The organism is Vibrio sp. 10N.247.310.24 (assembly GCF_041467175.1).
GTDB lineage: Bacteria > Pseudomonadota > Gammaproteobacteria > Enterobacterales > Vibrionaceae > Vibrio > Vibrio tasmaniensis_A.
In genome coordinates this window covers 30646-54671 of the sequence record NZ_JBFSUD010000022.1, presented here as the reverse complement: position 1 = coordinate 54671, position 24026 = coordinate 30646, and the positions used below count along the sequence as shown (strand labels likewise).

The following is a 24026-nucleotide window of genomic DNA, read 5'->3' as shown; positions in this document are numbered from 1 at the left end:
CAGTATGAATTCGGTAAAACGAAAAGGTACTCTCTACACACTTAAGAGTGATAAAAAGCCACGTAAAGGCTCTGAACCTAAGATTATCCTTACGAGCTTCTTAGGCGTACTTATCCCTTCTGCAATATTGTTGACCCTACCCGTGTTCTCTGTGACAGGTCTAAGCTTTACGGATGCACTGTTTACCGCCACGTCGGCGATCAGTGTGACAGGCTTAGGTGTTGTTGATACCGGTCAGCATTTCACCTTGGCAGGCAAAATCTTACTGATGTTCTTGATGCAAGTCGGCGGGTTAGGGCAGATGACCCTTTCTGCGGTGCTGCTCTATATGTTTGGTGTTCGGCTCAGTTTGAAACAGCAAGCATTAGCGAAAGAAGCATTGGGGCAAGATCGTAAGATTAACCTCAGGAAGTTAGTGAAGAAGATCATCATTTTTGCATTGGTGGCGGAATTTATAGGTTTCGTATTGCTCTGTTTTCGGTGGGTTCCTGAAATGGGATGGGCAACAGGGAGCTTTTACGCGTTATTTCACGCGATTTCCGCATTCAATAACGCAGGGTTTGCGTTGTTCTCAGACAGTATGGTGAGCTTTGTTGACGATCCACTGGTGATCTTTACCTTAGCTGGCTTGTTCATTTTCGGCGGATTAGGCTTTACTGTTGTGGGCGACTTATCGAGTAACTGGCGTAAAGGCTTCCAACACTTGCACTTACATACCAAGATCATGCTGACCGCGACACCAACTTTGTTGTTGGTGGGTACGGTTATGTTTTGGTTATTGGAGAGAAATAACTCAGCGACGATGGAAGGCCTCTCTATACAAGGTCAGTGGTTAGCTGCTTTTTTCCAGTCTGCGAGTGCTCGTACCGCTGGTTTCAATAGTGTCGATTTGTCTCAATATACGCAACCGGCATTATTGGTGATGATAGTACTGATGTTGATTGGTGCTGGTTCGACTTCCACTGGTGGTGGTATTAAGGTCTCGACTTTCGCGGTTGCGTTTGTTGCAACTTGGACATTCTTGCGTCAGAAAAAGCATGTCGTGATGTTTAAGCGCACCGTGACTTGGCAAGCGGTAACAAAGTCATTGGCCATTATTGTGGTCAGTGGAGCGCTATTAACCACCGCGATGTTTTTGTTAATGCTCACTGAGCAAGCCGCGTTTGACCGCGTGATGTTTGAAGTGATTTCTGCCTTTGCAACCGTCGGTCTAACAGCTGGACTCTCTGAAAATCTCACTGAGCCGGGCAAATACATTATGATTGTGGTTATGGTAATCGGACGTATTGGTCCTCTCACTTTGGCATACATGTTAGCTCGTCCAGAACCTTCTTTGTTGAAGTACCCAGAAGATACGGTGTTGACGGGCTAATAATGTTAACGGGTTAATAATGCTAACAGGCTAGGATTTATAGTTCTTGTTAGCGTGTTAGAAAACAAAGCCAGCGATATGCTGGCTTTGTTGTTATAGGTGTAGCTCTAATTTCTTAGCACTTAGCCTTCGAACATTTCAATATATTCTTCGTAGCCTTCTTCAGCCAATTTATCTGCTGGGATAAAGCGCATAGCGGCTGAGTTCATGCAGTAGCGTAAACCTGTTGGCTTTGGACCATCTTTAAATACATGCCCTAGGTGAGAGTCACCAAATTTACTACGAACCTCTGTTCTTGGGTAAAGTAGCTTGTAGTCAGTAGTTGTTACCACATAAGCTTCGCTGATTGGTTGTGTAAAGCTCGGCCAACCTGTACCTGACTTGTATTTGTCTTTTGAAGAGAACAAAGGTTCACCCGTTACGATATCAACGTAAATACCTTCTTGCTTGTTATCCCAGTATTTGTTGTCAAATGGGCGCTCTGTTGCATCGTCTTGTGTGACATCGTATTGCAGTGAAGTTAGAGATGCTTTGATCTCTGCATCAGACGGCTTGCTGTATGTCTTAGCATTGGCTGTCGCATTTTTGCCATCGATGATCTGACGGATCGTTTTAGGATTTTCTTTTCTATCATCACCGAAGATTTTATCTAGGTATTGATCACGACCAGAAGCGTAGCGGTAGTAGTTATAACGAACCTTGCTCTTCTTGTAATAATCTTGATGGTAATCTTCTGCTGGCCAGAATTTTTCAAACTTAATCAGTTCTGTTTTTAATGGTTCACCAAAGATTTGAGCCTTATCGATTTCCATCATGAAGTTCTGAGCAACGTTTTTTTGCTCTTGGTTATGATAGAAAATAGCAGGTCGATATTGAGGACCTCTATCTACGAATGAGCCTTTATCATCGGTAGGATCGATGTGTCTGAAGAATTGGTCAAGTACCTGCTCATAGCTAACGACATCTGGATTGTAAGTCACGTTGATCACTTCGATGTGTCCAGACTTACCCGAGGAAACTTGTTTGTAGGTTGGATTTTCTAATTCACCACCGGAATAACCAGAGATAACGTCGGTGACGCCGGTCAGTTTTTCTAGGTCGGATTCTGTACACCAAAAACAACCACCAGCCAGTGTCGCGATTTCACTTTTACCTGAATCCATCGCTTTATCCATTGTATTGGCAGTGCCAGTCTGGCTTACAAATAGCGAAGTCAGTGGTAGTGCAACCACGAGTGATACCAATATTTTAGATAATTTATTCATAGATACCTCATCTTGACGTTTTCTCATTCGATTTTGAATGTACGAATAGAGACAGGGTTTAGATAGAAAAAATTACACTATTCATGAAAAAAATATCTCAAACAGAAAATCTTGCTCATAAATGCTGCCAGTAGTAGGGTGTCCATTATTGATATAATAGATAATGATGGCGGTTTCCGTACATCTAAGGAACAACATGCAAGCAGAAGTTAAATGGGTCGAAGGCTTTAAATTCCTAGGTCAATCTCAATCAGGTCACTCTGTCGTTATGGATGGCAGTGGCGGTGCTACCGCGCCAAGCCCTATGGAAATGGTGTTAATGGCGGCTGGCGGTTGTAGCTCTGTTGATGTGGTTGATGGCTTGAAATCTGCAGGCCAAAGCATCACAGGCTGTAATGCAAAACTTGAAACGACACGTCGTGAAACGGCACCAAAAATTTTCACTGCAATTAATATTCATTTTGAAGTGACTGGTGATGATCTTGATCCCGAGCTTGTAGCTAAGGTCTGTGCGGATTCATTAGAAAAGTACTGTTCAGTATGCTTAATGCTGGGTGCTGGTGTAGAGATGACCCACAGCTGGGAAATAGTCTAGTCTCTGATTGTACAGCTTGGCGGTAGACTGATTTTTACGGCTTCTACTTATAGCTGACGGCATATGGGGAGAGCCTGATAAAGGAAAGGGCGGAGCACTTGAAAGTGCTCCGCCCTTATTATTTTAATTAAGGTAGAGTGCTATTATTCAGCAGTTTCTACGATAACTTCTTCCATTTGCGCTTTTTCTTGGTATTCGAAGCTTGGGATCGTTGCGTCAACACGACGGTTTTGCGCACGACCTTCAGCTGTAGCGTTTGATGCTACAGGGTTTTCTTCCCCTTCACCTGAAGCTGCAATGCGGTCAGCTGCAATGCCTTGCTCTTCAATGTATGCGGCTACAGCAGCAGCACGCTTCTTAGAGATCATCATGTTGTACTCTGCTGCACCTGTTGAATCAGTGTGACCAACAACATTAACTGATGATTGAGGGTGAGCTTGCAGTACTTCAACTAATGGCATTAATGCAGTTTTGCCTTCTGAAGATAATTCAGTGCTGTTTGTCTCAAACATACCTTGAGAGAAGCTTTCAGTTTTAGCTTTAGTAACCACAACTTCTTCTTCAACAACAACGACTTCTGGTTCGGCAATTGGCTCTGCAGGAGCCTGTGTTACAACGGCTGCAGAAGCGGCTGCTGCTGAAGCCGTTGTGTTACCTGTACCAAAGTTGTAGCTAAGGCCAACGGTAACAAAGTTAGAGTTTAAGTCTTGAACATAGTTGTCATCGAAATCATCGAAGTATTGGTACTCAACACGAACAGCCCAATCTGAGGAAAGTTGCTTCTCTAGACCGATACCGGCTGAAAGAACAACGTCTGTTTCACCGCCGTGCGAGATGTAAGCAGGACCAGCTTTGAAGAATACATCGAACTCTTGTTGTACTGGTAGGCGGTACATTGGCGTTAGTGATATAGCGATTAGAGGGTCGCTAAAGTTACTTGTAACCCCATTTTTGGAAAAGCTCGTTTTGTAGTCACCTAAGAAATCAGAACTTAACTCAACACCTAGTCTGTCTGTGAAGTTATAGCCAGAGTATATCCCTGCACCAATTGCATCATCATCACACTTTTCACCGCTTACGCATGCGCTATCCAGCCAACCCATGCCCACTTTTGCACCAACATAAGTGGTTGCAGCAATAGAAGGTGCTGCCGCTAAGCCGGAAGCTGCGACGACAGCACACATGATTTTAGAAAGTTTTTTCATAATCTTATCCTTGGATTAATTTTTATTGTTATCTGAACTGACCTGTAAAGCGATAACTTACTGGCTAAGACACTGCGACCGTAAGTAAATCAAGGCGTTGATTCAGGTAGAACTTTTAAGGAACTACTAATGTATTGTTAGTCTGATTGCGTATGATAGTCAATCGGATTGTTGGTATTCATAGTTTTCAAGGCGCTATTTATAGCTTTTTTGTTGATCAATTGTTGTCTTAAATGTTGGAAACGATGAAACCTCGTATCATTTTAAGGCGATATGAGGTTTCATCTTTTTGTGTGAACGGATTATTTGGCTACATAGCCTGAGTTGTAAGGTGGAGCGGAGGCTTAGCTGTTACGGACGCTCACCGGCTAACAAACGCTTTTCGATATCTGCAATCACTCTAGGTAAGTCGGCGATGGTATCGATCAGGTAGTGCGGGTTTGATTTGTTTAGCTTAATGCTTGCTTTTTCTCGCGCAGCTGCAAGTGTCGCTTCGTCGGCATCCACATATTCTTGGTAGGTTAAGCCTGCTTCGTTGCCTGATAGTACAAGGCCTACTGTCCACATGCCTGCGTTGTGACCTTCATCGATACCCGGTGCAGCGTCATCCACTTTCACACACGCAGCGACGTTCGTCACACCTAGGTCAATGACGTTTTTAAGTGCCATGAATGGAGCAGGGCGACCGCCTTGCGGTAAGTCGTCAGTTGCAACTACGTTGTCAGGAAGATAACCGTAATCTGCTGCAGCTGGAATTAGTACGTCCATCACCTCTCGTGGGTAACCAGAACAAGAGCCGATTTTTACGTTCTTTTCTTTTAAGTTATTCACGACTTCAATCGCGTTTAAAATTGGTGCTGCGTGGTCTGCTACTTTTGCTTTCTGAAGAGGCATGAATGCCGCGTAGATCGCATCAACGTCTTCACTGGTCATCGAGCGTCCGAATTGAGCATTCCAACGAGCGTTAACAGCTGGGATTCGACCAACTGCTTGGATGTGGTCCCATTTGCCGATCCCCATGGGTTCTCGCGCTTCTGCTAAGTCGATATCAAAGTCGAAACCTTGTCTGAATGCTTCAACGAAAATACTGGTTGGAGCAAATGATCCAAAATCAACGATAGTGCCAGCCCAGTCAAAGATAACCGCTTGGATAGGTGATGTTGTGTTCATAGTCGTGTCCTATTTCTGTTCTCTCCCGGCTCAGGTTGTTCTGGGAGATGAATGATTGTTTTAAGTTATTGGCTAAATGATGGTTTAAAGGTATTCAAAGTCTTTGCAGACTTTTGCTATCGCTTTTTCGAATACAGACAGAGCGACTTCTAGTTCACTGCGGCTGATGATCAAGGGCGGGCTCAATTGAATCACGTTACCTTGTGACACCTTAAAGCTCAGGCCATCGTTCAGACATTGATAAAGTACGGCTTCTGCTTCATCGAACGCTCGGGTTTTGGTGATGTGGTCGGTGACCAATTCAACGCCCCAGAGTAGGCCGATGCCGCGAACGTCACCAATGACTGGGTATTTCTCTTTCATTTGAAGCAGTTGTTCACGCACGAAAGCGCTGTCTGCTTGCACTTTTTCAAGTAGGTTTTGTTGCTCAATCACTTCCATGGTCGCGAGTGCTGCCGCACAACCAATTGGGCTTTTCTCATGGGTGTAGTGACCAAGAGATACTTGCGCTGCCGTGTTGTATTTGTCTTTAGTGATCATGGCTGCGATTGGTACTAAGCCGCCGCCAAAACCTTTACCGATACATAGGATGTCAGGTTCGATATCAAACGCTTGGTGAGTGAACCATTCGCCACTGCGACCCATACCGTTTGGAATGTCGTCGATGATCAACATGACGTTGTGTTTGTCACAGATCTCACGGATGCGCTTCCAATAAGCCTTACTTGGCACTTGAACGTCTGTGTTACGAACCGCTTCTGCAATGAAGGCGCCAATACCGCCTTCTTTTTCAATCACATATTCTAGGTAATCGGCATAGTGCACATCACATGCAGTCTCGTTTGAATCGCTAGCGTTATTCCCACTTAATGGAAAACTATCGCGAAGCGGGAAAGCACCGCGATAAGAGACGGCTGGTGGAATGCGTTCTACGCCAGCCATTAATGGCCCCATGCCTTCGCGGAAACAAGCTTCGCCACCCACTGAAATTGCATCGAGTGACGCACCATGGAATGAGTCCCACAATGACACTACTTTGAAATTGTTGGTGACATGTCGAGTAAGTTTTAGCGCCATGCCGATAACGGATGTGCCCCCGGGAGCAAACAACACGCGATTCAAATCACCACCGCAGATCTGTGTGAGTTTTTCAGCACACTGAACGGCAGTCTCATTGGTAAAGCGACGCGGTGAAAACGGCAATGACGCCATTTGCTGAGTCACTTTATTAATAATATGTGGGTGGCCATAACCTAATTGGTGAACATTATTGCCGTGAAAGTCCATGTACTTCTTGCCCGTCGCATCTTGAATGTAGATGCCTTCTGCAGCTTCAAGCGTGTCTAGGCAAGGTGTCGACATGGCTTGATGAAGAAACACGTCAGCATCACGCTTTAACATCGCTTGAGTCGCATCATCGTTTAGCGATTCGTTCCATTTTTCGCGTGCTGGCGTGGTGTTCACATCGCCTTCACTTCGAAAGTGTGTCGCCTTTAGAACAGGTTCTTGATTGGTCGTGGTCATTATTTGATATCCCAGTACATAGCGTTTTTCACTGCGCCAATGAGGGCTTCAATGTCAGAAGGGTAAACCTCACCGATGTTACCGATTCGAAAGCAGTCTGCGTTTGAAACCTTGCCTGGGTAAATCACAAAACCTTGTTCTTTCAAACGGTCATAGAATTCTTTGAATTGGTAATCGCTATGAGTTGGAGAGTAGAAAGAGGTGATGATAGGTGAATGAAGGTCATCATTAAGCAGTGGTTCAAAGCCAAGAGAACGCATACCTGCAACCAATGTGGTTTGGTTGGTTTGGTAGCGATTATGACGAGCTTCGATGCCACCTTCATGTTCCAATTCAAGTAGAGCTTGGTAGAAAGCGCGCACCGTATGAGTCGGAGAGGTGAAGCGCCATTTCCCATGGTTGCTTTCCATACAGTGCCATTGGTCAAACAAATCAAGGCTTAATGAGCGAGCTTGGCCTTTACACTTCTCGAGATCTGATTGCTTAGCAATAACAAAGCCGAAGCCAGGTACACCTTGAATGCACTTGTTTGCTGAGCTGATCATGTAATCGATACCTAAGTCAGCAATATCCATAGGAATACCGCCAAAACTCGACATCGCATCAAGAATGACGGTTTTGTTGTGCTGTTTTGCCAATTTGGCAATCTCTTCAATTGGATTCAGCATGCCCGTAGTGGTCTCACAGTGGACAATCGCCACGTGAGTAATGTCTGAATCCATGGCCAATGCCGTTTCCATTTCGTTCAAGTCAGGCTGTGATGTTTCACCTGGGGAAACGACATGGCATGGAATGTTTAAATATTCTGCGATTTGAGCAATACGAGCACCATACGCACCGTTGTCAACAACAAGAAGCTTGCCGCTTTTAGAGATAACGCTACCGATTGTTGCTTCAACTGAAGCGGTGCCGCTGCCTTGCATTAATACACTTGTATATCCCGCCTGCTTAGTCGCCAAAGTCACAAGCTTGCTACGAATCACTTCAACAACGTCTTTGTTGTATTCATCATCCCAAGTACACCAATCTTTTAGCATCGCTTGGCGAACGGTTTCAGAAGTAGATAGAGGACCCGGTGTCAGTAGTAGGTATTCGTTTCTCATGTTCAATTCTCGTGATTTGTATTTTGGACTATACCAATATTTGCAGTTACTTTAACAACCAATTTAAACGGTCGTAAATAGCCCAAACGTTATTTTAACAAAAGCTTCATATTCAAATTTGTCACTTGTGTTGAGAAATTTTCCGATCTTTAAATTGCCATTTTTTGTTCATTTAACCGTCATAAAAGTCGATTAGGTTAATACTCGTCATCTGGTACATACCAATGAGAGGGTGCGTACTAACAACCTAAATGAATTTATGGATATAGGCGCCTCTTGATGAGGCTTCTAATTTTAGAAACGTTAAACCTTGGTTGCTTCCAAACCTAGGCAGCTTTAACCCTTGATAACTTTTAATTTTGGCAACTTCTCACTTTAGAGTTGAGCCTGACTGGAGAAAATGATGAAAAACCGTTTTATGAAAGGATCACTTGCAGCTTTAGTAACTCTATTAGCTGGTAACGCTTATGCAGCACAGGAAGTGACGGTTTACACCGCTTTTGAAACTGACATTTTGGCGAAATACAAGAACGCATTTGAAAGTGAAAACCCAGACATCAACATCAAGTGGGTACGTGATTCAACTGGGATCATGACGGCAAAATTATTGGCCGAGAAAAACAACCCGCGCGCAGAGGTAGTTTGGGGACTTGCTGGTTCTTCAATGGCACTGCTTAAAGAAGAGGGCATCCTGAAACCTTATACGCCTCAAGGTGTAGAAGCTCTGCGTTCAAACCTCAACGATCCGCAATCTACTCAAGCTTGGTACGGCAATGACGCATTCTTCAATGCGGTTTGTTTCAACGAAGTGGTGGCTAAGCAACTTAATTTACCTGCACCTAAATCTTGGGATGACCTAACGAAGCCTATCTATAAAGGTCACATTGCGATGCCAAACCCAGCGTCTTCTGGTACGGGCTACATGCAGGTTTCAGCTTGGTTACAAAACATGGGTGAAGACCAAGGTTGGAACTACATGCAGAAGCTAGACCAAAACATTGCTCACTACACGCACTCAGGTTCGAAGCCATGTGTTCAAGCGGGTATGGGTGAAGTGGCGATCGGTATTTCTATGGCGAGCCGCGGTGCGAAGCTGAAAACTCAAGGCGCTCCACTTTCAGTGATTACGCCTGAAGGCATCGGCTGGGAATCTGAAGCGGTAGGCCTTGTTAAGCCTTCTGATGCAGCACAACGTGTTATCGATTGGTCTATCTCTAAAGCAGCAAATGAACTTTACATCGAAATGTACCCAGTTGTTGGTCACCAAGATGTAACAGGTAAAGCAGAGAACTTCCCGAACGTAGAGAAGAACATGGCAAAAATGGACTTCGCTCGTATGGGCAGTGAACGTGCAGATGTTCTTAAAACATGGTCTGAGAAGTTTGACGCTAAATCAGAGCCAAAATCTTAATCTGCTGAGCTAGTTAGTTATTGGCTACTTAGTTAATTATCTACTGAGCTTATTAGATTACAGAGTTTATTCGACACATGGTTTATTAGACACGTAGTCCATTAGGTATGCAGCTCATTAGAAGTTAGAAATCAGTAAAGGAAGGCTTCGGTCTTCCTTTTTTAGTTTTACGCCTTTAGGTTTTAAGTAAGGTACAACAAATGACAAAGCACTACTCATATTGGTTCAAGCAAGCGTTAGAACAAGAGTTTGGCAACATCAATGAGGGGCTAGATTCGGCGAAGTCGCTCCAAAAAGACGTCAACTGTGATATCGCCATTGTTGGCGGTGGCTATACGGGTTTATGGACGGCGATTTTAATCAAACAACAGCAACCCGAAAAGCATGTTGTCGTGATTGAAAAAGGCCTATGTGGTAGCGGTGCTTCTGGTGCGAACGGCGGTTGCATGTTGACGTGGTCAACTAAGTATCCAACGCTGAAAAAGCTCTACGGAAAAGAACAAGCGAAATGGTTGGTTAAGGAGTCGGAAAAGGTTATATACGAGATCGAAGCCTTCTGTAACGAACACAACATTGACGCGCATCTATATCGCAGCGGAACTTACTACACGGCGACCAATGAAGCTCAAAAGGGTGGAATGGAGCCTGTTGTTAATGAGCTGGTTAAGCAGGGTATCAATAGCTGGAAGAAGTGCGACAATTCTTTGGCTGATAAAGCGGGATCTGATCGCCACATTGAGGGTTACTACTCAGAAGCTGCGGGCAGTGTGCAGCCAGCGTTATTGGCGAGAGACTTACGCCGAGTTGCGATCGAATTGGGTGTCGAAATTTACGAAAATACAGAGATGACTTCTCTTGATTACGGCTCACCAGTTCGCGTCCAAACTGAGGGTGGGACGATAACTTCCGATAAAGTGATCTTAGCGCTCAATGCATGGATGCTCGATCACTTTAAAGAGTTCAAACGCAGCATAGTGGTTGTTTCTTCAGATATGGTGGTGACCAAGCCTATTCCTGAAAAGCTCAAGCAGTTTGGTCCAGAGAAAGGGGCAGCGGTGGTAGATTCGCGTATCTTTGTCCACTATTACCGAGATACCCAGGACGGACGACTCATGTTGGGTAAAGGCGGTAATAAGTTCTCGTTTGCCAATCAAGTTGAAAGCATGTTTAACCAAACCACTAACTACCTGCCGATTCTCAATCAATCGTTTCAAAAACTGTTCCCTAAATTGGAACAAAGTGAATTCGATTACAACTGGTCTGGCGGCTCAGATCGTTCGGTCACTGGATTGCCATTTTTCGGTAATCTAAAAGGCCAAAGCAACATTTATTATGGGCTCGGTTACTCAGGTAATGGTGTGGCTCAAACTCGCATGGGAGGCAAAATTTTGTCTTCAATGGTGTTAGGAGATGATAACGAATGGACACGTAGTGGTTTAACTAGCGGTCCACGAGGCTATTTCCCGCCAGAGCCATTCCGTTGGGTTGGGGCAATGATGGTTAGAGATGCTGTTCGAAGAAAAGAGAACGCGGAAGATTCTGGTAACACGCCATTGTGGCTGGATAAGCAATTGGCAAAGCTCGCGGGTGCGGCAGGTAAAGCCGACAAGGTTGAATCATAAATAAGATTTAAATTAGAGGTACACACTAAGGCTCTCAGTGACTAATGGGCTAGTCATTGAGGGCTTTCTGAACTAACTTTTAATGCCGATTAAATAGCAATCTTTAACGCTTATTATTTCTGCAATATAACTGTCATTTAGCTTCTATAAATTTGTCACTCAACTGCAATATTCTCAGTTTAAATTTGGTATATACCATATGGAGAGTGCTGTAGTATGAGCAACCAAACTTATTTGAATATTGAAAACGTTGTAAAGCAATTTGGCCAATTTACAGCGTTAAAAGACATCTCCCTATCGATAGATAAAGGCGAGTTCGTCTGCTTTCTTGGCCCGTCCGGCTGTGGAAAAACCACCTTATTACGTGCGATTGCAGGTCTAGACTTGCCAACTTCAGGTTCTATTGAGCAGAACGGTAATGATACGACTTTCTTGCCACCAGAAAAGCGCGACTTTGGTATCGTGTTCCAATCTTACGCTTTGTTTCCAAATCTCACTGTGGAAGAAAACATAGCGATTGGTCTAAAAAACCAAGGCATGTCGACCAAAGAAGCCCTTGAGACGGTTGAGTCTTGGTTAGAGACCATCGGCTTACCAACGTCTGGTCAGAAATACCCAAATCAGCTATCTGGTGGACAACAGCAGCGTGTTGCTCTGGCTCGCGCATTAGCGTTGTCTCCAGGCTTGTTGCTACTAGATGAACCGCTGTCTGCGTTGGATGCGAAGGTAAGAACACATCTGCGTGACGAGATCTGCCAACTGCAACGCAAGTTGGGTATCACCACTATCATGGTGACGCACGACCAAGATGAAGCCTTAACGATGGCAGACCGAATTGTGGTGATGAACCATGGTGTCATTGAGCAAGTAGGTGCCCCACAAGAGATCTACCAAAAACCCGTCAGTCGTTTTGTGGCTGAGTTTGTTGGCAGCATGAACTTCATTCAAGCTTCTGTCGCAGCGCAAGGCAAGATACGTATTGCTGAGTCGATGTTACCGTTGCCGGGTTTAGATAACCTCACGCCAAAACTTGGTGATGTTTTCGATATTGCCGTTCGTCCAGAGCAAATCCAGTTTGTGGATCGTTTTAGTGAGTCATTACCCGTGAGAATCGTATCAAGCGAATTCTTAGGGGCGTTTTATCGTGTTGAGTGTCAATTGCAACATGACTCCACGGCGAAAGAGATCATCGTTGATGTATCAGTCAAAGAGTTCAATCGATTGAAGCTGCGTCGCAGTGATATTCGTTATGTGGCGTTTGACCAAGAAGGCCTTAGAGCTTACCCATCGAAAAGCCTGCAAGTGATGAAAGACGAGGCGGCGTAAATAATCATGGAATCGACTCAAATGATGCAATCTAAGCTGCTAATTCAACGACGAGTACAGCCTTTTCTTGCTCGATTAAGTAAAGACAACGTAATCCTATTTGGGCTGTTGGCCTTTTTGTCTGTGTTCATGACGCTGTTTATCCTGATGCCACTGTGGGCAATGTTGAAAAAAAGCGTTCAGAATGCAGACGGAGAATTTGTAGGATTACAGAATTTCGCAACGTATTTTGCTTCTCAAAGCCTGTGGCAGTCGGTAGGCAATACGTTCACGCTTGGGTTGTTAGTGACCGTTGTCGTGGGAGTATTAGCGTTTGGCTATGCCTATGCTTTGACTCGCTCATGCATGCCTTTTAAGGGGCTTTTTCAAGTGCTAGGTTCAGCGCCTATTCTGGCTCCTTCATTGCTTCCAGCGATCAGTTTGATCTTCTTATTTGGTAATCAAGGTATCGCTAAAGAAGTCTTAGGTGGTAACTCGGTGTACGGCTTGATTGGTATCTCACTGGGCCTGATATTCTGGACGTTTCCACACGCCTTGATGATTCTGACTACTTCATTGAGAACCTCTGACGCTCGTCTTTATGAGGCGGCACGTGCACTCAATACTTCATCGCTAAAAACCTTCTTCATGGTGACGTTACCTGCGGCAAAATACGGCTTGATAAGTACCTTGATCGTTGTGTTTACGCTGGTGGTTTGTGATTTTGGTGTGCCAAAGGTGATTGGTGGTAGCTACAACGTTCTGTCTACCGATATCTTTAAACAGGTAGTAGGGCAACAGAATTTCTCTATGGGCGCGGTGACTAGCATCCTATTGCTATTGCCTGCGTTGCTTGCATTTACCGTTGACCGCTGGGTTCAAAAGAAACAGAAGAGCTTGTTTGATACTCGCTCCGTCGCTTACCAACCAGAGCCAAACACTCTACGTGATGGCGTGTGTTTACTCTATTGCACCGTAATTTCAGTGGCTGTTGTTATCGTGCTAGGCATGGCGATATACGGATCTATGGTCACTTTCTGGCCTTGGAATAAAACGCTAACGCTAAATAACTATAACTTCGCAGAGATGAGTACTTATGGTTGGACGCCATTTTTCAACTCTTTAACCCTCGGTGCTTGGACTGCGATTATCGGTACCGTATTGATTTTCTTAGGCGCGTACTGCATTGAGAAGGGCAGAGCATTTGGTCCTGTTCGTCAAGCAATGCAGATGCTCAGTGTGGTACCGATGGCCGTTCCGGGTATGGTGTTGGGTTTGGGGTATATCTTCTACTTTAATGATTTGAGTAACCCACTCAACTTCTTATATGGCACGATGGCGTTCTTGGTGATTAATACGGTGGTTCACTACTACACAGTCGGCCACATGACAGCGTTAACCGCATTAAAACAGCTGCCTGAGGAAATAGAAGCGACGGCGGCTTCGGTTAACCTACCGCAATACAAGCTGTTCTTTAAAGTGACGGTGCCGGTTTGTTTGCCTGCGATTTTAGATATTGCGACATACCTGTTTATTAATGCACTTACCACGACATCTGCGGTAGTATTCTTGTATTCTACCGATACGATACCTGCGTCAGTTTCAGTACTGAATATGGATGATGCGGGACAAACGGGTGCAGCAGCTGCCATGGCGGTGATGATCATGATATCGGCAGCGAGCGCGAAGTTGATTCATATGTTAATCAACAAGTTATTCGAGAAGCGCACCCAAGCTTGGCGTAAACGCTAGCGAACCATTTTATATTGCAGTTGGCCAAGGAGTGGCTGACGACAAGAACAATAATAAAAGGAAATGAAGTGCAGTACGTAAAAATCAAAGACGTCATCGTAGAGCAGATAGAGTCGGGGATGTTAACGCCACGACAGAAGCTGCCTGCGGAGCGCAAACTGGCTGAATCGTTTGATACAACACGAGTAACGTTACGTGAAGCGCTGTCTTCACTTGAAGCGGAAGGGCGTATTTATCGAGAAGACCGCCGTGGTTGGTTTATCTCTCCTGCGCCACTGCGCTACGATCCAACGCAAACGCTGAACTTCACTAATATGGCTTTGTCGCAGAATCGTAAGCCGAAAACAGAATTAGTGGCAGCGAAAGGCATGTTAGCAACCAAGGAAGCAACTAAGCTTCTTGAGCTGCAACCTTTTTCGGATGTTTATCGAGTAGACAGAGTTCGTTATCTTGAAGACAGACCCGTTGTGTATGTGACCAACTACATTCGGCCTGAGCTGTTCCCTAATTTGCTTGATTATGACTTGTCTAAATCGTTGACGGACATCTACCGTGAGCACTTTGGCGTGGTGTATCAGAAGATTCGCTACCGAGTGAGCACAACGTCTTTGCTTGGCGAAACCGCGCAAGCTCTGCGTGCGACTTCTGGTTCTCCGGCTATGGTTGTCGAGCGTGTTAATTACAATCAAGACGGTGATTTGATTGACTGCGATATTGAATATTGGCGTCATGACGCGATCAGCATTGAGTCGATCGCACAGCTAGAGCGCTAGTCATACTTTAGAACGTTGGCATATCTGCAATTATGCAGGATTGCCCAATTGAAACGCTCAAAGGTCTCTTATTCGGAGGCCTTTTTTATCACCTGTTGTCAGCCGTTGTGCTAAATCATCAATAATTTAGGAATGAAATGGAATTCTCTGCGATTGTCATCGTGATCATTTCGGCTTTGCTTCACGCGGGTTGGAACGTTCTAGGTAAATCTAATCAAGGCTCGGGCTCGTCTTTCTTCTTAGCCTCTGGCTTTGCCGCTGCCGCGATATTGACACCTTACTTGCTCTGGTATGTTCACAGTGTAGGACTATCAAATATCTCACTTCCATTCTGGCAACTGGTTTTCTTGAGTGGGATCTGTCAAATCATCTATTTGATTGGGTTAGGCGCGGCCTACAAACAAGCTGATATCGGCGTGATTTACCCAATGGCAAGAGCACTGCCCGTGTTGATGGTGGGTTTAGGCACGGTGTTGATAGGCTATGAGCTGTCACCCAATCAATGGTTTGGGTTTACCTTGATTACCTTGGGTTGTTTGTTTGTACCACTTAAGAAGTTTTCAGATCTTAGGTTAAAAGCGTATCTCAACCTTGGCGTACTGTGGGCGTTGATCGCGGCCATTGGTACCACGGGCTATTCCATCATTGATAAAGAAGCGCTTTTGTTACTCGATCCTTTGAGCACACCAGTTATAACTAACAAGCACACCGCGATTTTCTATCTAGGCATTCAGTTTTGGGCGATTGTGATTCCACTGAGCCTGTGGTTGCTCGTGTCGAATCAAAAAATCGAATTTCATAATGCTTGGTTATTGCGTAAAAGAGCAACACTTGCTGGCATCATGATGGCTTCGACTTATGGCTTGGTGCTGTTTGCGATGACCATGACTGAAAATGTCAGCTTGGTTGTCGCTCTAAGGCAAGTAAGCATCATCTTCGGCGTAGTGATGGGGATCTACTTTTTAAAGGAAAAGTGGCACGCCACTCGCGGTGTAGGCGTCGTTTTTATCATTGCAGGTTTAGTTATCTCACTGACTTAAAAAGAAATTAAATCCTACCTCCAACCTATAATGTGACTTTTTAGTCACATTTTTCTTATTGATAGCAAACGTTTTACTAATGTTAAAGATGTGATCCTTCTCATAGACAAGGCTGTAAAGTTACCGGTAACATCCACTCCAACGTTACCGGTAACATATAATAACAAGCCGGACTCTGTGAAACTCATAAGGATACCCAAATGAAAGCTCTGACTAAAACGCTGATTGCTGCTTCCCTCACTGGTCTATTTGCTACTTCAGCAATGGCTGCAGACTTTAAACTTAAGATTCAATCTTCAGATCCATCTGGCGATTTGAACTTCAAGGTTCAGCAAAAGTGGGCTGAGCGAGTAGAGACGATGTCTAACGGACGTATTGATATCGATCTACTTCCTGTTGGTGCTGTGGTTAAGCACACAGAAACGCTAGGCGCGATCAAAATGGGCATCCTAGATGGTCACATCACAGCAACAGGTTACTTCTCTGGTAAAGATCCAGCTTTTGGTCTTATCGGTAACATGGTTGGTGCATGGTCAGACACAACACAGCTGCTTCAGTACATGAACTACGGAGGTGGTAATGAGCTAATGACTGAACTGTACAAGCCTTACGGTGTTCAGTTCGTTGGTGCTTCAACAACCGGCGTTGAATCATTCATTTCTAAAAAGCCAATCGACGGTGTAGCGGATCTTAAAGGTCTTAAACTGCGTGCGCCTGAAGGCCTAGTACAACAAGTATTTGCAGCCGCGGGTGCGACTCCAGTAAACCTGCCAGGTTCTGAAGTATTTACTGGCCTAAGCAAAGGCGTAATTGATGCAGCGGACTACACGGTATTCTCTACCAACCAAAAAGCGGGCATGAACGACATTGCAACACATCCAGTTCAACCGGGTTTCCATTCACTACCGCTTATCGATATCTCTATTTCTCAGAAGAAATGGGACAAGATGCCAGCTGATCTACAAACAATGCTGCAAACATCAGTGCGTGACTTCTCTTACGACATGACGACTCAGCTGAAAATGGCTGACCAAGCGGCACTGAAAGAAGCTCAAGCGAACCCAGAAATCACTATCCATGATTGGTCTCAAGAAGAGCGTAAGAAGTTCCGTGAAATCGCGAAAGGCCAATGGAAAGTATTTGCAGAGCGTTCTGATAACGCAGGGAAAGTTTACACCTCAGTGACTGTGTTCCTAGAAGAAAACGGCTTACTGTAATTTAAACTTAGTTTACTGACGGGGGAGGGCATTGCTCTCCCGTATTCTCCCAGGAAATTTGGCCCATGACAGACAAAACTCCCCATGCCCCAGCTGAAAACGACGAGCAACCAAGAAATGCGCTTGATCGTTTTGTTATAAAGTTCAGTAATCTCGTGAGCTGGTTTTTTATCTTTACTGTATTGATTTCATTTTATGAAGTTGTGATGCGTTACGCATTCGATGCCCCGACCACATGGGTACATGAAACAGCTTCTTTCATCGGTGGTTCTTTATTCATTATTGGTGGCATCTACGCGTTTGCTGCGAATAAGCATGTACGTGTGGTTCTTATCTACGATTCAGTGTCTAACCAAGCACGTAAATATCTTAATCTTGTTCACCACATTGTGGGTTTGGCCTTTGCAGGCATGCTCGCTTATGCAGCTTACTTCACTGCGGAAGAAGCGTGGTTTGCACCATGGGGTGAATTCCGCCTTGAAACATCAGGTTCAGTGTTAAACGCGCCTTATCCTGCGCTGCTGAAAGGCCTGATTTTTGTCGTTTTGTGTGTTCTTGTTGTCCAGTTTGTATTGCACCTAATCCAAGAGTTGATGGGTCTAAGGAAGAATGACGATGTTTGATTTATCTTCTATTGGTATCGCATGGGGCAGCTTGCTCATGCTGGTTATGATGATTGGCTTGCTACTGACCGGTATGCAGCTAGCGTTCGTAACAGGCTTTGTCGCAATTTTCTTCACTCTATGTTGGTTTGGTCCTGATGCCCTGCCTTTGATCGCAAGCCGTACCTACAGCTTTGCTTCTGGTTATGTGTTCCTCGCAGTACCGATGTTTGTATTGATGGCCGCTTTACTAGACCGTTCGGGCATTGCTCGAGATTTGTTTGATGCAATGAAATCTGTCGGCCGTAAGGTTCGTGGTGGTGTGGCAGTTCAAACGCTATTAGTAGCGGTTCTATTGGCTTCAATGTCAGGCGTTATCGGTGGTGAAACCGTTCTTCTGGGTATTCTCGCACTGCCACAAATGCTTCGTTTAGGTTACGACCGTAAGCTTGCTATCGGTACAACCTGTGCGGGTGGCGCACTTGGTACCATGCTTCCGCCAAGTATCGTACTGATCATCTACGGTATGACAGCCAGCGTATCGATTGGCGACCTATTTAAAGCGTCATTCTTACCAGCGTTTATTCTTGCTGGCTGTTACATCGGCTACGTGCTGATTCGCTGTAAGCTAAACCCTTCTCTTGCGCCTATTCCAAGTGATGATGAGACAGAAGACGATATCGCCAATCAGCCAAGTTACTTCAAAGCTCTGTTCTTCCCATTGCTTTCTGTCGCAACGGTTTTGGGCAGTATCTACACAGGTATCGCATCAGTAACAGAAGCGTCTGCTTTGGGTGTAGTTGGCATCATGATCAGTGCGCTAATCCGTGGTGAACTGAACTTCAGCATGTTGAAAGAGAGTGCCATCGCAACCATGCGTACCTGCGGCATGATCATGTGGATTGGTATCGGTGCAAGCGCATTGGTTGGTATCTACAACCTGATGGGCGGTATTGATTTTGTTGAAGAAACCATCCTTGCGCTCAGTGGCGGTAACGCGACAGTAACGCTATTAATCATGATGGCTATTTTGTTGGTACTAGGCATGTTCCTTGACTGGGTAGGTGTGGCACTTCTGACTATGCCAATCTTCGTTCCAATCATCACTGGCCTTGGTTTTGACCCAGTATGGTTCGGCGTTGTGTTCTGTCTAAACATGCAGGTGTCGTTCTTGTCACCGCCGTTTGGTCCTGCGGCATTCTACTTGAAATCGGTAGCACCAAAAGACATCAGCTTAGGTGAGATTTTCTCTTCACTACTGCCGTTTATTGCACTTCAAGTATTGGTTCTGGCACTGGTTATTATCTTCCCTCAGCTCGCGCTTTGGTGGCAATAACAGCGAAGGTTCCTGAGCGAGTTTAATGTTCAGGAACCTATCAACAGCAACACAAGTTTAACTATTAGATTCGATTGTCAGCCCCTGTTTTGGTTGGGGCTTAGGGAAGGCTTGCCTTATGAAAAGCAAAAAAATACTCGTGATGGGCGTATCTGGATGCGGAAAAAGCCTGATTGGTAGCCGTATCGCGCAGGCTTTAGAACTTCAATTCTTTGATGGCGATGACTTCCATCCGCAAAGCAACGTTGAAAAAATGCGTCAAGGTATCCCGCTGACTGACGAAGATCGTCAAGGATGGCTAGAAACACTGAATAAGCAATATATCGAACAACCAAGTGCTGTGATTGCATGCTCTGCATTGAAACCTCAATATCGAGACATTCTACGAAAGAACAATGAAGGCTTAGTTATCGTGTACCTACAAGGTAGCTTCGACACCATTTGGAACCGCCATAAAGCGCGCGAGAACCATTACTTCAATGGTCAAGAAATGTTGAAAAGCCAATTCGCAACCTTGGTTGAACCGAATGAAGCCGATGCGTTGTTTGTTGATATCTCACAAGATGTCGAACAGGTAGTAGAAAGTGCACTCAAACAAATTAAGCAGATAGGCTAAACCATGACTCAGTTAAAAAACGACATCGCGATGATTGGTTTGGGTGTGATGGGCAAAAGCTTAGCGTTGAACCTACTCGACAATGGATTCAACGTCGCGGGTTTTGATTTAAACGCTGACAACATTGAACGTGCAAATTCAGAAGCGAAGCAGCTTAATGAATCCTTTGACGGCAAAGGTCAGTTCACTAAAGGCACTAGCCTTGAGCATGTGTTGCAAGGGCTAGCGAAGCCGCGTGTAATCGCTTTGTCGGTTCCTGCTGGAAAACCTGTCGATATCGTCGTGAATAGCTTGCTTGATGCTGGCTTAGAAAAGGATGACATTGTTATCGATACAGGCAACAGCCTTTGGACAGATACCGAAGCACGCGAAGTGAGCTACAAAGGCAAGCTTCGTTTCTTTAGCACCGCTGTTTCTGGTGGAGAAGAAGGGGCTCGTGTTGGCCCTGCACTAATGGCGAGTGGTGACCAGTCGGCTTGGCAATATGTGAAGCCGATGTGGGACGCGATTGCAGCGAAAGTGGATTCTAATGGACTACCGGTTGCTCAGTTTGAAGCGGGTGAAGCGTGCGCGGCGTATGTTGGCCCTTCGGGCTCTGGGCATTACGTTAAGATGGTTCACAATGGTATTGAATACGCCGACATGCAGCTTATCTGCGAAGTGTACCATTTCATGCGTGATGTGCTTGAAATGCCAGCTCAAGAGATTGGGCAAGTCTTTGAGCAATGGAATACTGGCGTACTTAATAGTTACCTGATGGAAATCAGTGCCGACATTCTTCAACAAGAAGATGTGGTGACGGGTAAGCCATTCGTTGATGTTGTGCTTGATAAAGCAGGGCAGAAAGGCACGGGATTGTGGACAGCAGTTAACAGCCTTCAAGAAGGGTGTCCAACCCCAACCATTGCTCCAGCGGTTTATGCACGTGCGATGAGCGGTCAAAAATCACAACGCGTTCAAGGCAGCAAGCTTCTTAAAGGCAATGTTGCCGATGCGAGTCGGTTGGATAAAACAGAGGTTATTTCTGAGCTTCACGATGCTCTATATTGCGCCAAGTTGTCTGTTTATGCACAAGGCTTTGATTTATTAAAGACAGCGTCAGACAAAGAGGGGTGGAATCTCGATTTCACTCAAATAGCTAAGATCTGGCGAGCAGGTTGTATTATTCGTGCAGCATTCTTACAAGGTATTACATCGGCTTATCAACAAAATGGTGAGCTGGCGAACCTGTTGTTTGACGAGGTTTTCATCAAACAAGTGGAAGAGCGTGAGCTTGCTTGGCGTATCGCCGTTGCTAACTCCGCTTTGTATGGTGTGCCGATGCCGGGGATCAGTTCTGCATTAAGCTACTTTGATTCTCTGCGCTGTGAAGTGTTACCAGCGAATCTATTGCAAGCGCAACGTGACTATTTTGGTTCTCATACCTATTCGCGAGTCGATAGAGATGAAGCTGAAAAGTTTCACGTGACTTGGAGTCAGTCTCCAAGAACTGAAGTAAAAGTGAACGCTTAAACAATCAATAACGCCCTCAAATAAGAGGGCGTTATTTTTATTCGTTTTAAACCAAAACAAACATGTAGAACAATGTTGAACAAATCTATTAACTACTGACGTCACCATAACGTATGACCATCATCTCAACATGACTATCATAGGTTGCGCACCTTTGGTTGTGGGGATAATAGATTCCCTTGATTACTTCATGGTTGTTATAGAAAAGTTTTCCCCAAATTGAAAAGATGTTTAATGATTTCGATTATTACAATAATGCTGGAATAGAAATGCGTTCAATTCTTTCGCGTTATGGTTATGACGGGACTGTTTTATCTCAAAAGGTCATTCCTTTTCCGAACTTGTTTACTGGCGCACATTACTTCCCCTCAATTTATGAATACTTACCCGTAGAGCCTTTGAAAGCAGCAAGCGCTGTAGTTCAAGAGAATATCAAAATAATATATAGTAAATTTGCAAATTGTAGTGAGGTTGTAATGAATGTAATGCTATTTAGTAACGGTAAGTTACCAGGTGACACATCACTTTTGGAGTATGGTAAAGAGTGGATTCGTCCAATGATGGAAAAGACTCAGCCTAAAAAAATGTTGTTTATTCCATTCGCAATGATTCGAGGGCAATACTCGGATCGCACGCAGCAATTACAGCAAGTGTTCGATGAATATGATTGCGAAGTGGTGAGTATTCATGAAGCCGAAGACCCAGTGCAAGCCTTGAAAGAGGTTGATGGTATCATCATTAGTGGCGGTAATACGTGGGTACTTAACCGTATGCTTTACGACCTAGGCTTGGTAACACCGATGCGTGATGCTGTGATCAACAAAGGTAAGCTGTTTATTGGTTGGAGTGCGGGAACAAATGTCGCAACCCCAACGATCCGTACTACTAATGATATGCCAATTGTCAGTGCTGCTATCTTGCCTGCGCTTAATTTTGTGCCATTTCAGATTAACCCTCACTATATAGAAGCATCCATTTCTGGGCATATGGGCGAAACACGTGATGAACGTATTGAAGAGTTCTTGTGCATGAACCCAAGTGAAGTCGTTGTTGGTATCCCTGAAGGGACGATGCTGCAAGTGTGTGAAGGAAAATTAACGTACCACACCGCGACAGGCAAGCCAATGAAGCTCTTTAAGCATGGTCAACTTGCTGAAACGTTCACGGCGGACAGCGATCTTGCATTCTTGATGGACATCGGTTGCTAGGTAACGAATAGAGACAGGCTACTGCCTCTTAATAGGGGTTGGCTATGTACGCAATTGCAATGGGTTATACGAAACCCCAATCTTGATCATCCAAGGTTGGGGTTTTTAATACGTAATATACACATCAAGTGTAAGTTGAGAACTTATTGACCATCGTCTTCGAAAATAAGAATTGTTAGTTTTATTGGTGGCAAAGCGACGTGTGTGTTTATGATCTGATATCAAGTTTTAGGTGTTTAGTTCTTCTAAAGTAGTCGAAATTCGTTACTATGTTACCAGTAACATTAATCGTAACCATGATGCTGTCAGTATGCTAAGTAAGAAAAAACGTCCCACATTACAAGATGTTGCCAACCTAGTTGGTGTCACCAAAATGACCGTCAGTCGCTGTCTAAGAGACTCTTCACAGGTATCAGAAGCACTGCGAGATAAGATCAGCGCTGCAGTCGACGAGTTAGGTTACATCCCTAATCGTGCGCCAGACATTCTTTCTAACGCAAAAAGCAATGCTATCGGTGTTCTTGTTCCCTCGTTAACTAACCAAGTTTTCGCCGAAGTTATCCGTGGCATTGAACAAGTCACCGCGCCTGCAGGCTACCAAACCATGATTGCCCACTATGGCTATAGCGCAGAACTGGAAGAGCGAAGCATCGCTTCACTGCTTTCTTACAACGTTGACGCGATTATCCTGTCAGAAAATGTGCACACAGATAGAGCGCGTAAAATGCTGCAGACTGTTTCTATCCCTGTGATTGAAATTATGGATTCGGTGTCTCCCCGTATTGAACAAGCAGTGGGCTTTGATAACTTTGAAGCGGCTAGAGCGATGACTAAAACCATGCTCGATCGAGGGCGTACCAATATCGCTTATTTGGCTGCTCGAATGGATGAACGTACTCGCTTGAAAATGGCGGGATATGAGCATGCGATGCAAGAAGCCGATAAAACGCCAGTAACGCTGCAAACGGAAGACGCGTCCTCGTTTACTTTAGGCGCAAAACTGATTGGTGAGTTACTTGATAAGCACCCTGAAGTGAATGGTATTTTCTGTACCAACGATGATTTAGCTATTGGTGCTTTTTACGAATGCGTACGACGTGGTATTCAAGTTCCCGAGAAGATGGCGATTGCGGGTTTCCACGGACACGACATCACAGTGGCGATGACGCCGCGTTTAGCGACTGTAGTAACACCAAGGGAGCAGATCGGTAAAGTCGCTGCACAGCAAGTTGTAGCGCGTCTACAAGGCAACAAAGAATGGGTGGCGAAGCTGGATCTCGGTTACGAGATTGAAGTGGGTGAGAGTATCTAATTTTACATGTCAGCTTTGATCTTCATCGGGCTCAAACTAAAACGCCCTTAACGAGACGAACTTCGCTAAGGGCGTTTTTTATTTAT

At 44.8% G+C, this 24026-nt stretch carries 20 protein-coding genes and 1 pseudogene; 16 read left to right on the top strand and 5 right to left on the bottom strand.

The window, feature by feature from the left end; genetic code table 11:
- The first annotated feature begins 4 nt into the window (after positions 1-4).
- The gene (locus AB6E08_RS09420; RefSeq protein ID WP_017099972.1) at positions 5-1372 is read left to right on the top strand and encodes a TrkH family potassium uptake protein; all 1368 of its coding nucleotides are present in this window, start codon (positions 5-7) and stop codon (positions 1370-1372) included.
- Positions 1373-1494: 122 nt separating this feature from the next.
- Here AB6E08_RS09420 and msrB read toward each other — a convergent pair whose 3' ends face one another.
- Positions 1495-2637 carry a peptide-methionine (R)-S-oxide reductase MsrB gene (gene msrB / locus AB6E08_RS09415; RefSeq protein ID WP_017099971.1) on the bottom strand — a complete coding sequence of 381 codons (1143 nt, stop codon included), beginning with the start codon at positions 2635-2637 and terminating at the stop codon, positions 1495-1497.
- 196 nt (positions 2638-2833) lie between these two features.
- Here msrB and AB6E08_RS09410 point away from each other — a divergent pair, with 196 nt between their 5' ends.
- A complete protein-coding gene (locus tag AB6E08_RS09410; protein WP_012600352.1) occupies positions 2834-3232 on the top strand; it encodes an OsmC family protein in 399 nt (132 codons plus the stop codon).
- A gap of 143 nt (positions 3233-3375) precedes the next feature.
- Here the strand turns inward: AB6E08_RS09410 and AB6E08_RS09405 are convergent, their stop codons facing one another.
- From AB6E08_RS09405 to phnW, 4 genes are all read right to left on the bottom strand, one after another.
- On the bottom strand, positions 3376-4437 hold the full coding sequence (locus AB6E08_RS09405) for an OmpA family protein (RefSeq protein ID WP_017099970.1): 1062 nt from the start codon (positions 4435-4437) through the stop codon (positions 3376-3378).
- Positions 4438-4788: 351 nt separating this feature from the next.
- The gene (phnX, locus tag AB6E08_RS09400) at positions 4789-5607 is read right to left on the bottom strand and encodes a phosphonoacetaldehyde hydrolase (protein ID WP_012600354.1); all 819 of its coding nucleotides are present in this window, start codon (positions 5605-5607) and stop codon (positions 4789-4791) included.
- Positions 5608-5691: 84 nt separating this feature from the next.
- A complete protein-coding gene (locus AB6E08_RS09395; RefSeq protein WP_372065761.1) occupies positions 5692-7131 on the bottom strand; it encodes an aspartate aminotransferase family protein in 1440 nt (479 codons plus the stop codon).
- Positions 7131-8234 carry a 2-aminoethylphosphonate--pyruvate transaminase gene (gene phnW / locus AB6E08_RS09390; RefSeq protein WP_372065758.1) on the bottom strand — a complete coding sequence of 368 codons (1104 nt, stop codon included), beginning with the start codon at positions 8232-8234 and terminating at the stop codon, positions 7131-7133. Before phnW ends, AB6E08_RS09395 begins: the two co-directional genes overlap by 1 nt.
- A 400-nt stretch (positions 8235-8634) precedes the next feature.
- On the opposite strand from phnW, the gene AB6E08_RS09385 reads away from it, so the two are divergent.
- The 14 genes and pseudogenes from AB6E08_RS09385 (at position 8635) to gntR (ending at position 23940) form a co-directional block, all read left to right on the top strand.
- Complete coding sequence (locus AB6E08_RS09385; protein ID WP_017094998.1) at positions 8635-9645, top strand: putative 2-aminoethylphosphonate ABC transporter substrate-binding protein; 1011 nt, start codon at positions 8635-8637, stop codon at positions 9643-9645.
- Between the two features lie 200 nt (positions 9646-9845).
- On the top strand, positions 9846-11267 hold the full coding sequence (locus tag AB6E08_RS09380) for an FAD-dependent oxidoreductase (protein WP_102249353.1): 1422 nt from the start codon (positions 9846-9848) through the stop codon (positions 11265-11267).
- A 216-nt stretch (positions 11268-11483) separates the two neighbouring features.
- The gene (locus tag AB6E08_RS09375) at positions 11484-12593 is read left to right on the top strand and encodes a putative 2-aminoethylphosphonate ABC transporter ATP-binding protein (RefSeq protein WP_004730144.1); all 1110 of its coding nucleotides are present in this window, start codon (positions 11484-11486) and stop codon (positions 12591-12593) included.
- A 21-nt stretch (positions 12594-12614) separates the two neighbouring features.
- On the top strand, positions 12615-14324 hold the full coding sequence (locus AB6E08_RS09370; protein WP_371704956.1) for a putative 2-aminoethylphosphonate ABC transporter permease subunit: 1710 nt from the start codon (positions 12615-12617) through the stop codon (positions 14322-14324).
- A 68-nt stretch (positions 14325-14392) separates the two neighbouring features.
- Positions 14393-15097 (top strand): phosphonate utilization transcriptional regulator PhnR, encoded by a 705-nt coding sequence (gene phnR / locus AB6E08_RS09365; RefSeq protein ID WP_009845628.1) that lies wholly within the window; start codon positions 14393-14395, stop codon positions 15095-15097.
- A gap of 137 nt (positions 15098-15234) precedes the next feature.
- Positions 15235-16137, top strand: a complete 903-nt coding sequence (locus AB6E08_RS09360) for an EamA family transporter (RefSeq protein WP_102567268.1) — start codon at positions 15235-15237, stop codon at positions 16135-16137.
- A 200-nt stretch (positions 16138-16337) separates the two neighbouring features.
- Entirely contained in the window at positions 16338-17354 is a 1017-nt protein-coding gene (locus AB6E08_RS09355; protein ID WP_009845626.1) for a TRAP transporter substrate-binding protein, read from the top strand.
- Between the two features lie 65 nt (positions 17355-17419).
- Positions 17420-17977 carry a TRAP transporter small permease subunit gene (locus tag AB6E08_RS09350; protein ID WP_017079674.1) on the top strand — a complete coding sequence of 186 codons (558 nt, stop codon included), beginning with the start codon at positions 17420-17422 and terminating at the stop codon, positions 17975-17977.
- Positions 17970-19292: a TRAP transporter large permease subunit gene (locus tag AB6E08_RS09345; RefSeq protein ID WP_004730130.1), complete on the top strand. Its 1323-nt coding sequence runs from the start codon at positions 17970-17972 to the stop codon at positions 19290-19292. The genes AB6E08_RS09350 and AB6E08_RS09345 overlap by 8 nt, the downstream gene beginning before the upstream one ends.
- Positions 19293-19410: 118 nt before the next feature.
- Positions 19411-19908, top strand: coding sequence for a gluconokinase (locus tag AB6E08_RS09340; RefSeq protein ID WP_017059513.1), 498 nt, complete (start codon positions 19411-19413; stop codon positions 19906-19908).
- 3 nt (positions 19909-19911) lie between these two features.
- Positions 19912-21420, top strand: coding sequence for an NADP-dependent phosphogluconate dehydrogenase (gene gndA, locus AB6E08_RS09335; protein WP_372065751.1), 1509 nt, complete (start codon positions 19912-19914; stop codon positions 21418-21420).
- Positions 21421-21668: 248 nt separating this feature from the next.
- A pseudogene (locus AB6E08_RS09330) lies at positions 21669-21872 on the top strand (peptidase T); the annotation flags it as partial.
- 24 nt (positions 21873-21896) lie between these two features.
- Positions 21897-22628, top strand: a complete 732-nt coding sequence (gene pepE / locus AB6E08_RS09325) for a dipeptidase PepE (protein WP_372065796.1) — start codon at positions 21897-21899, stop codon at positions 22626-22628.
- 310 nt (positions 22629-22938) lie between these two features.
- Entirely contained in the window at positions 22939-23940 is a 1002-nt protein-coding gene (gene gntR, locus AB6E08_RS09320) for a gluconate operon transcriptional repressor GntR (RefSeq protein WP_083784033.1), read from the top strand.
- Positions 23941-24026 lie beyond the last annotated feature (86 nt).

Excerpts from the sequence above, each read along its gene's own strand:
- AB6E08_RS09420 (WP_017099972.1), top strand. The coding sequence starts at position 5 with ATGAATTCGGTAAAACGAAAAGGTACTCTCTACACACTTAAGAGTGAT.
- msrB (WP_017099971.1), bottom strand. The coding sequence starts at position 2,637 with ATGAATAAATTATCTAAAATATTGGTATCACTCGTGGTTGCACTACCA.
- AB6E08_RS09410 (WP_012600352.1), top strand. The coding sequence starts at position 2,834 with ATGCAAGCAGAAGTTAAATGGGTCGAAGGCTTTAAATTCCTAGGTCAA.
- AB6E08_RS09405 (WP_017099970.1), bottom strand. The coding sequence starts at position 4,437 with ATGAAAAAACTTTCTAAAATCATGTGTGCTGTCGTCGCAGCTTCCGGC.
- phnX (WP_012600354.1), bottom strand. The coding sequence starts at position 5,607 with ATGAACACAACATCACCTATCCAAGCGGTTATCTTTGACTGGGCTGGC.
- AB6E08_RS09395 (WP_372065761.1), bottom strand. The coding sequence starts at position 7,131 with ATGACCACGACCAATCAAGAACCTGTTCTAAAGGCGACACACTTTCGA.
- phnW (WP_372065758.1), bottom strand. The coding sequence starts at position 8,234 with ATGAGAAACGAATACCTACTACTGACACCGGGTCCTCTATCTACTTCT.
- AB6E08_RS09385 (WP_017094998.1), top strand. The coding sequence starts at position 8,635 with ATGATGAAAAACCGTTTTATGAAAGGATCACTTGCAGCTTTAGTAACT.
- AB6E08_RS09380 (WP_102249353.1), top strand. The coding sequence starts at position 9,846 with ATGACAAAGCACTACTCATATTGGTTCAAGCAAGCGTTAGAACAAGAG.
- AB6E08_RS09375 (WP_004730144.1), top strand. The coding sequence starts at position 11,484 with ATGAGCAACCAAACTTATTTGAATATTGAAAACGTTGTAAAGCAATTT.
- AB6E08_RS09370 (WP_371704956.1), top strand. The coding sequence starts at position 12,615 with ATGATGCAATCTAAGCTGCTAATTCAACGACGAGTACAGCCTTTTCTT.
- AB6E08_RS09360 (WP_102567268.1), top strand. The coding sequence starts at position 15,235 with ATGGAATTCTCTGCGATTGTCATCGTGATCATTTCGGCTTTGCTTCAC.
- AB6E08_RS09355 (WP_009845626.1), top strand. The coding sequence starts at position 16,338 with ATGAAAGCTCTGACTAAAACGCTGATTGCTGCTTCCCTCACTGGTCTA.
- AB6E08_RS09350 (WP_017079674.1), top strand. The coding sequence starts at position 17,420 with ATGACAGACAAAACTCCCCATGCCCCAGCTGAAAACGACGAGCAACCA.
- AB6E08_RS09345 (WP_004730130.1), top strand. The coding sequence starts at position 17,970 with ATGTTTGATTTATCTTCTATTGGTATCGCATGGGGCAGCTTGCTCATG.
- AB6E08_RS09340 (WP_017059513.1), top strand. The coding sequence starts at position 19,411 with ATGAAAAGCAAAAAAATACTCGTGATGGGCGTATCTGGATGCGGAAAA.
- gndA (WP_372065751.1), top strand. The coding sequence starts at position 19,912 with ATGACTCAGTTAAAAAACGACATCGCGATGATTGGTTTGGGTGTGATG.
- pepE (WP_372065796.1), top strand. The coding sequence starts at position 21,897 with ATGAATGTAATGCTATTTAGTAACGGTAAGTTACCAGGTGACACATCA.
- gntR (WP_083784033.1), top strand. The coding sequence starts at position 22,939 with ATGCTAAGTAAGAAAAAACGTCCCACATTACAAGATGTTGCCAACCTA.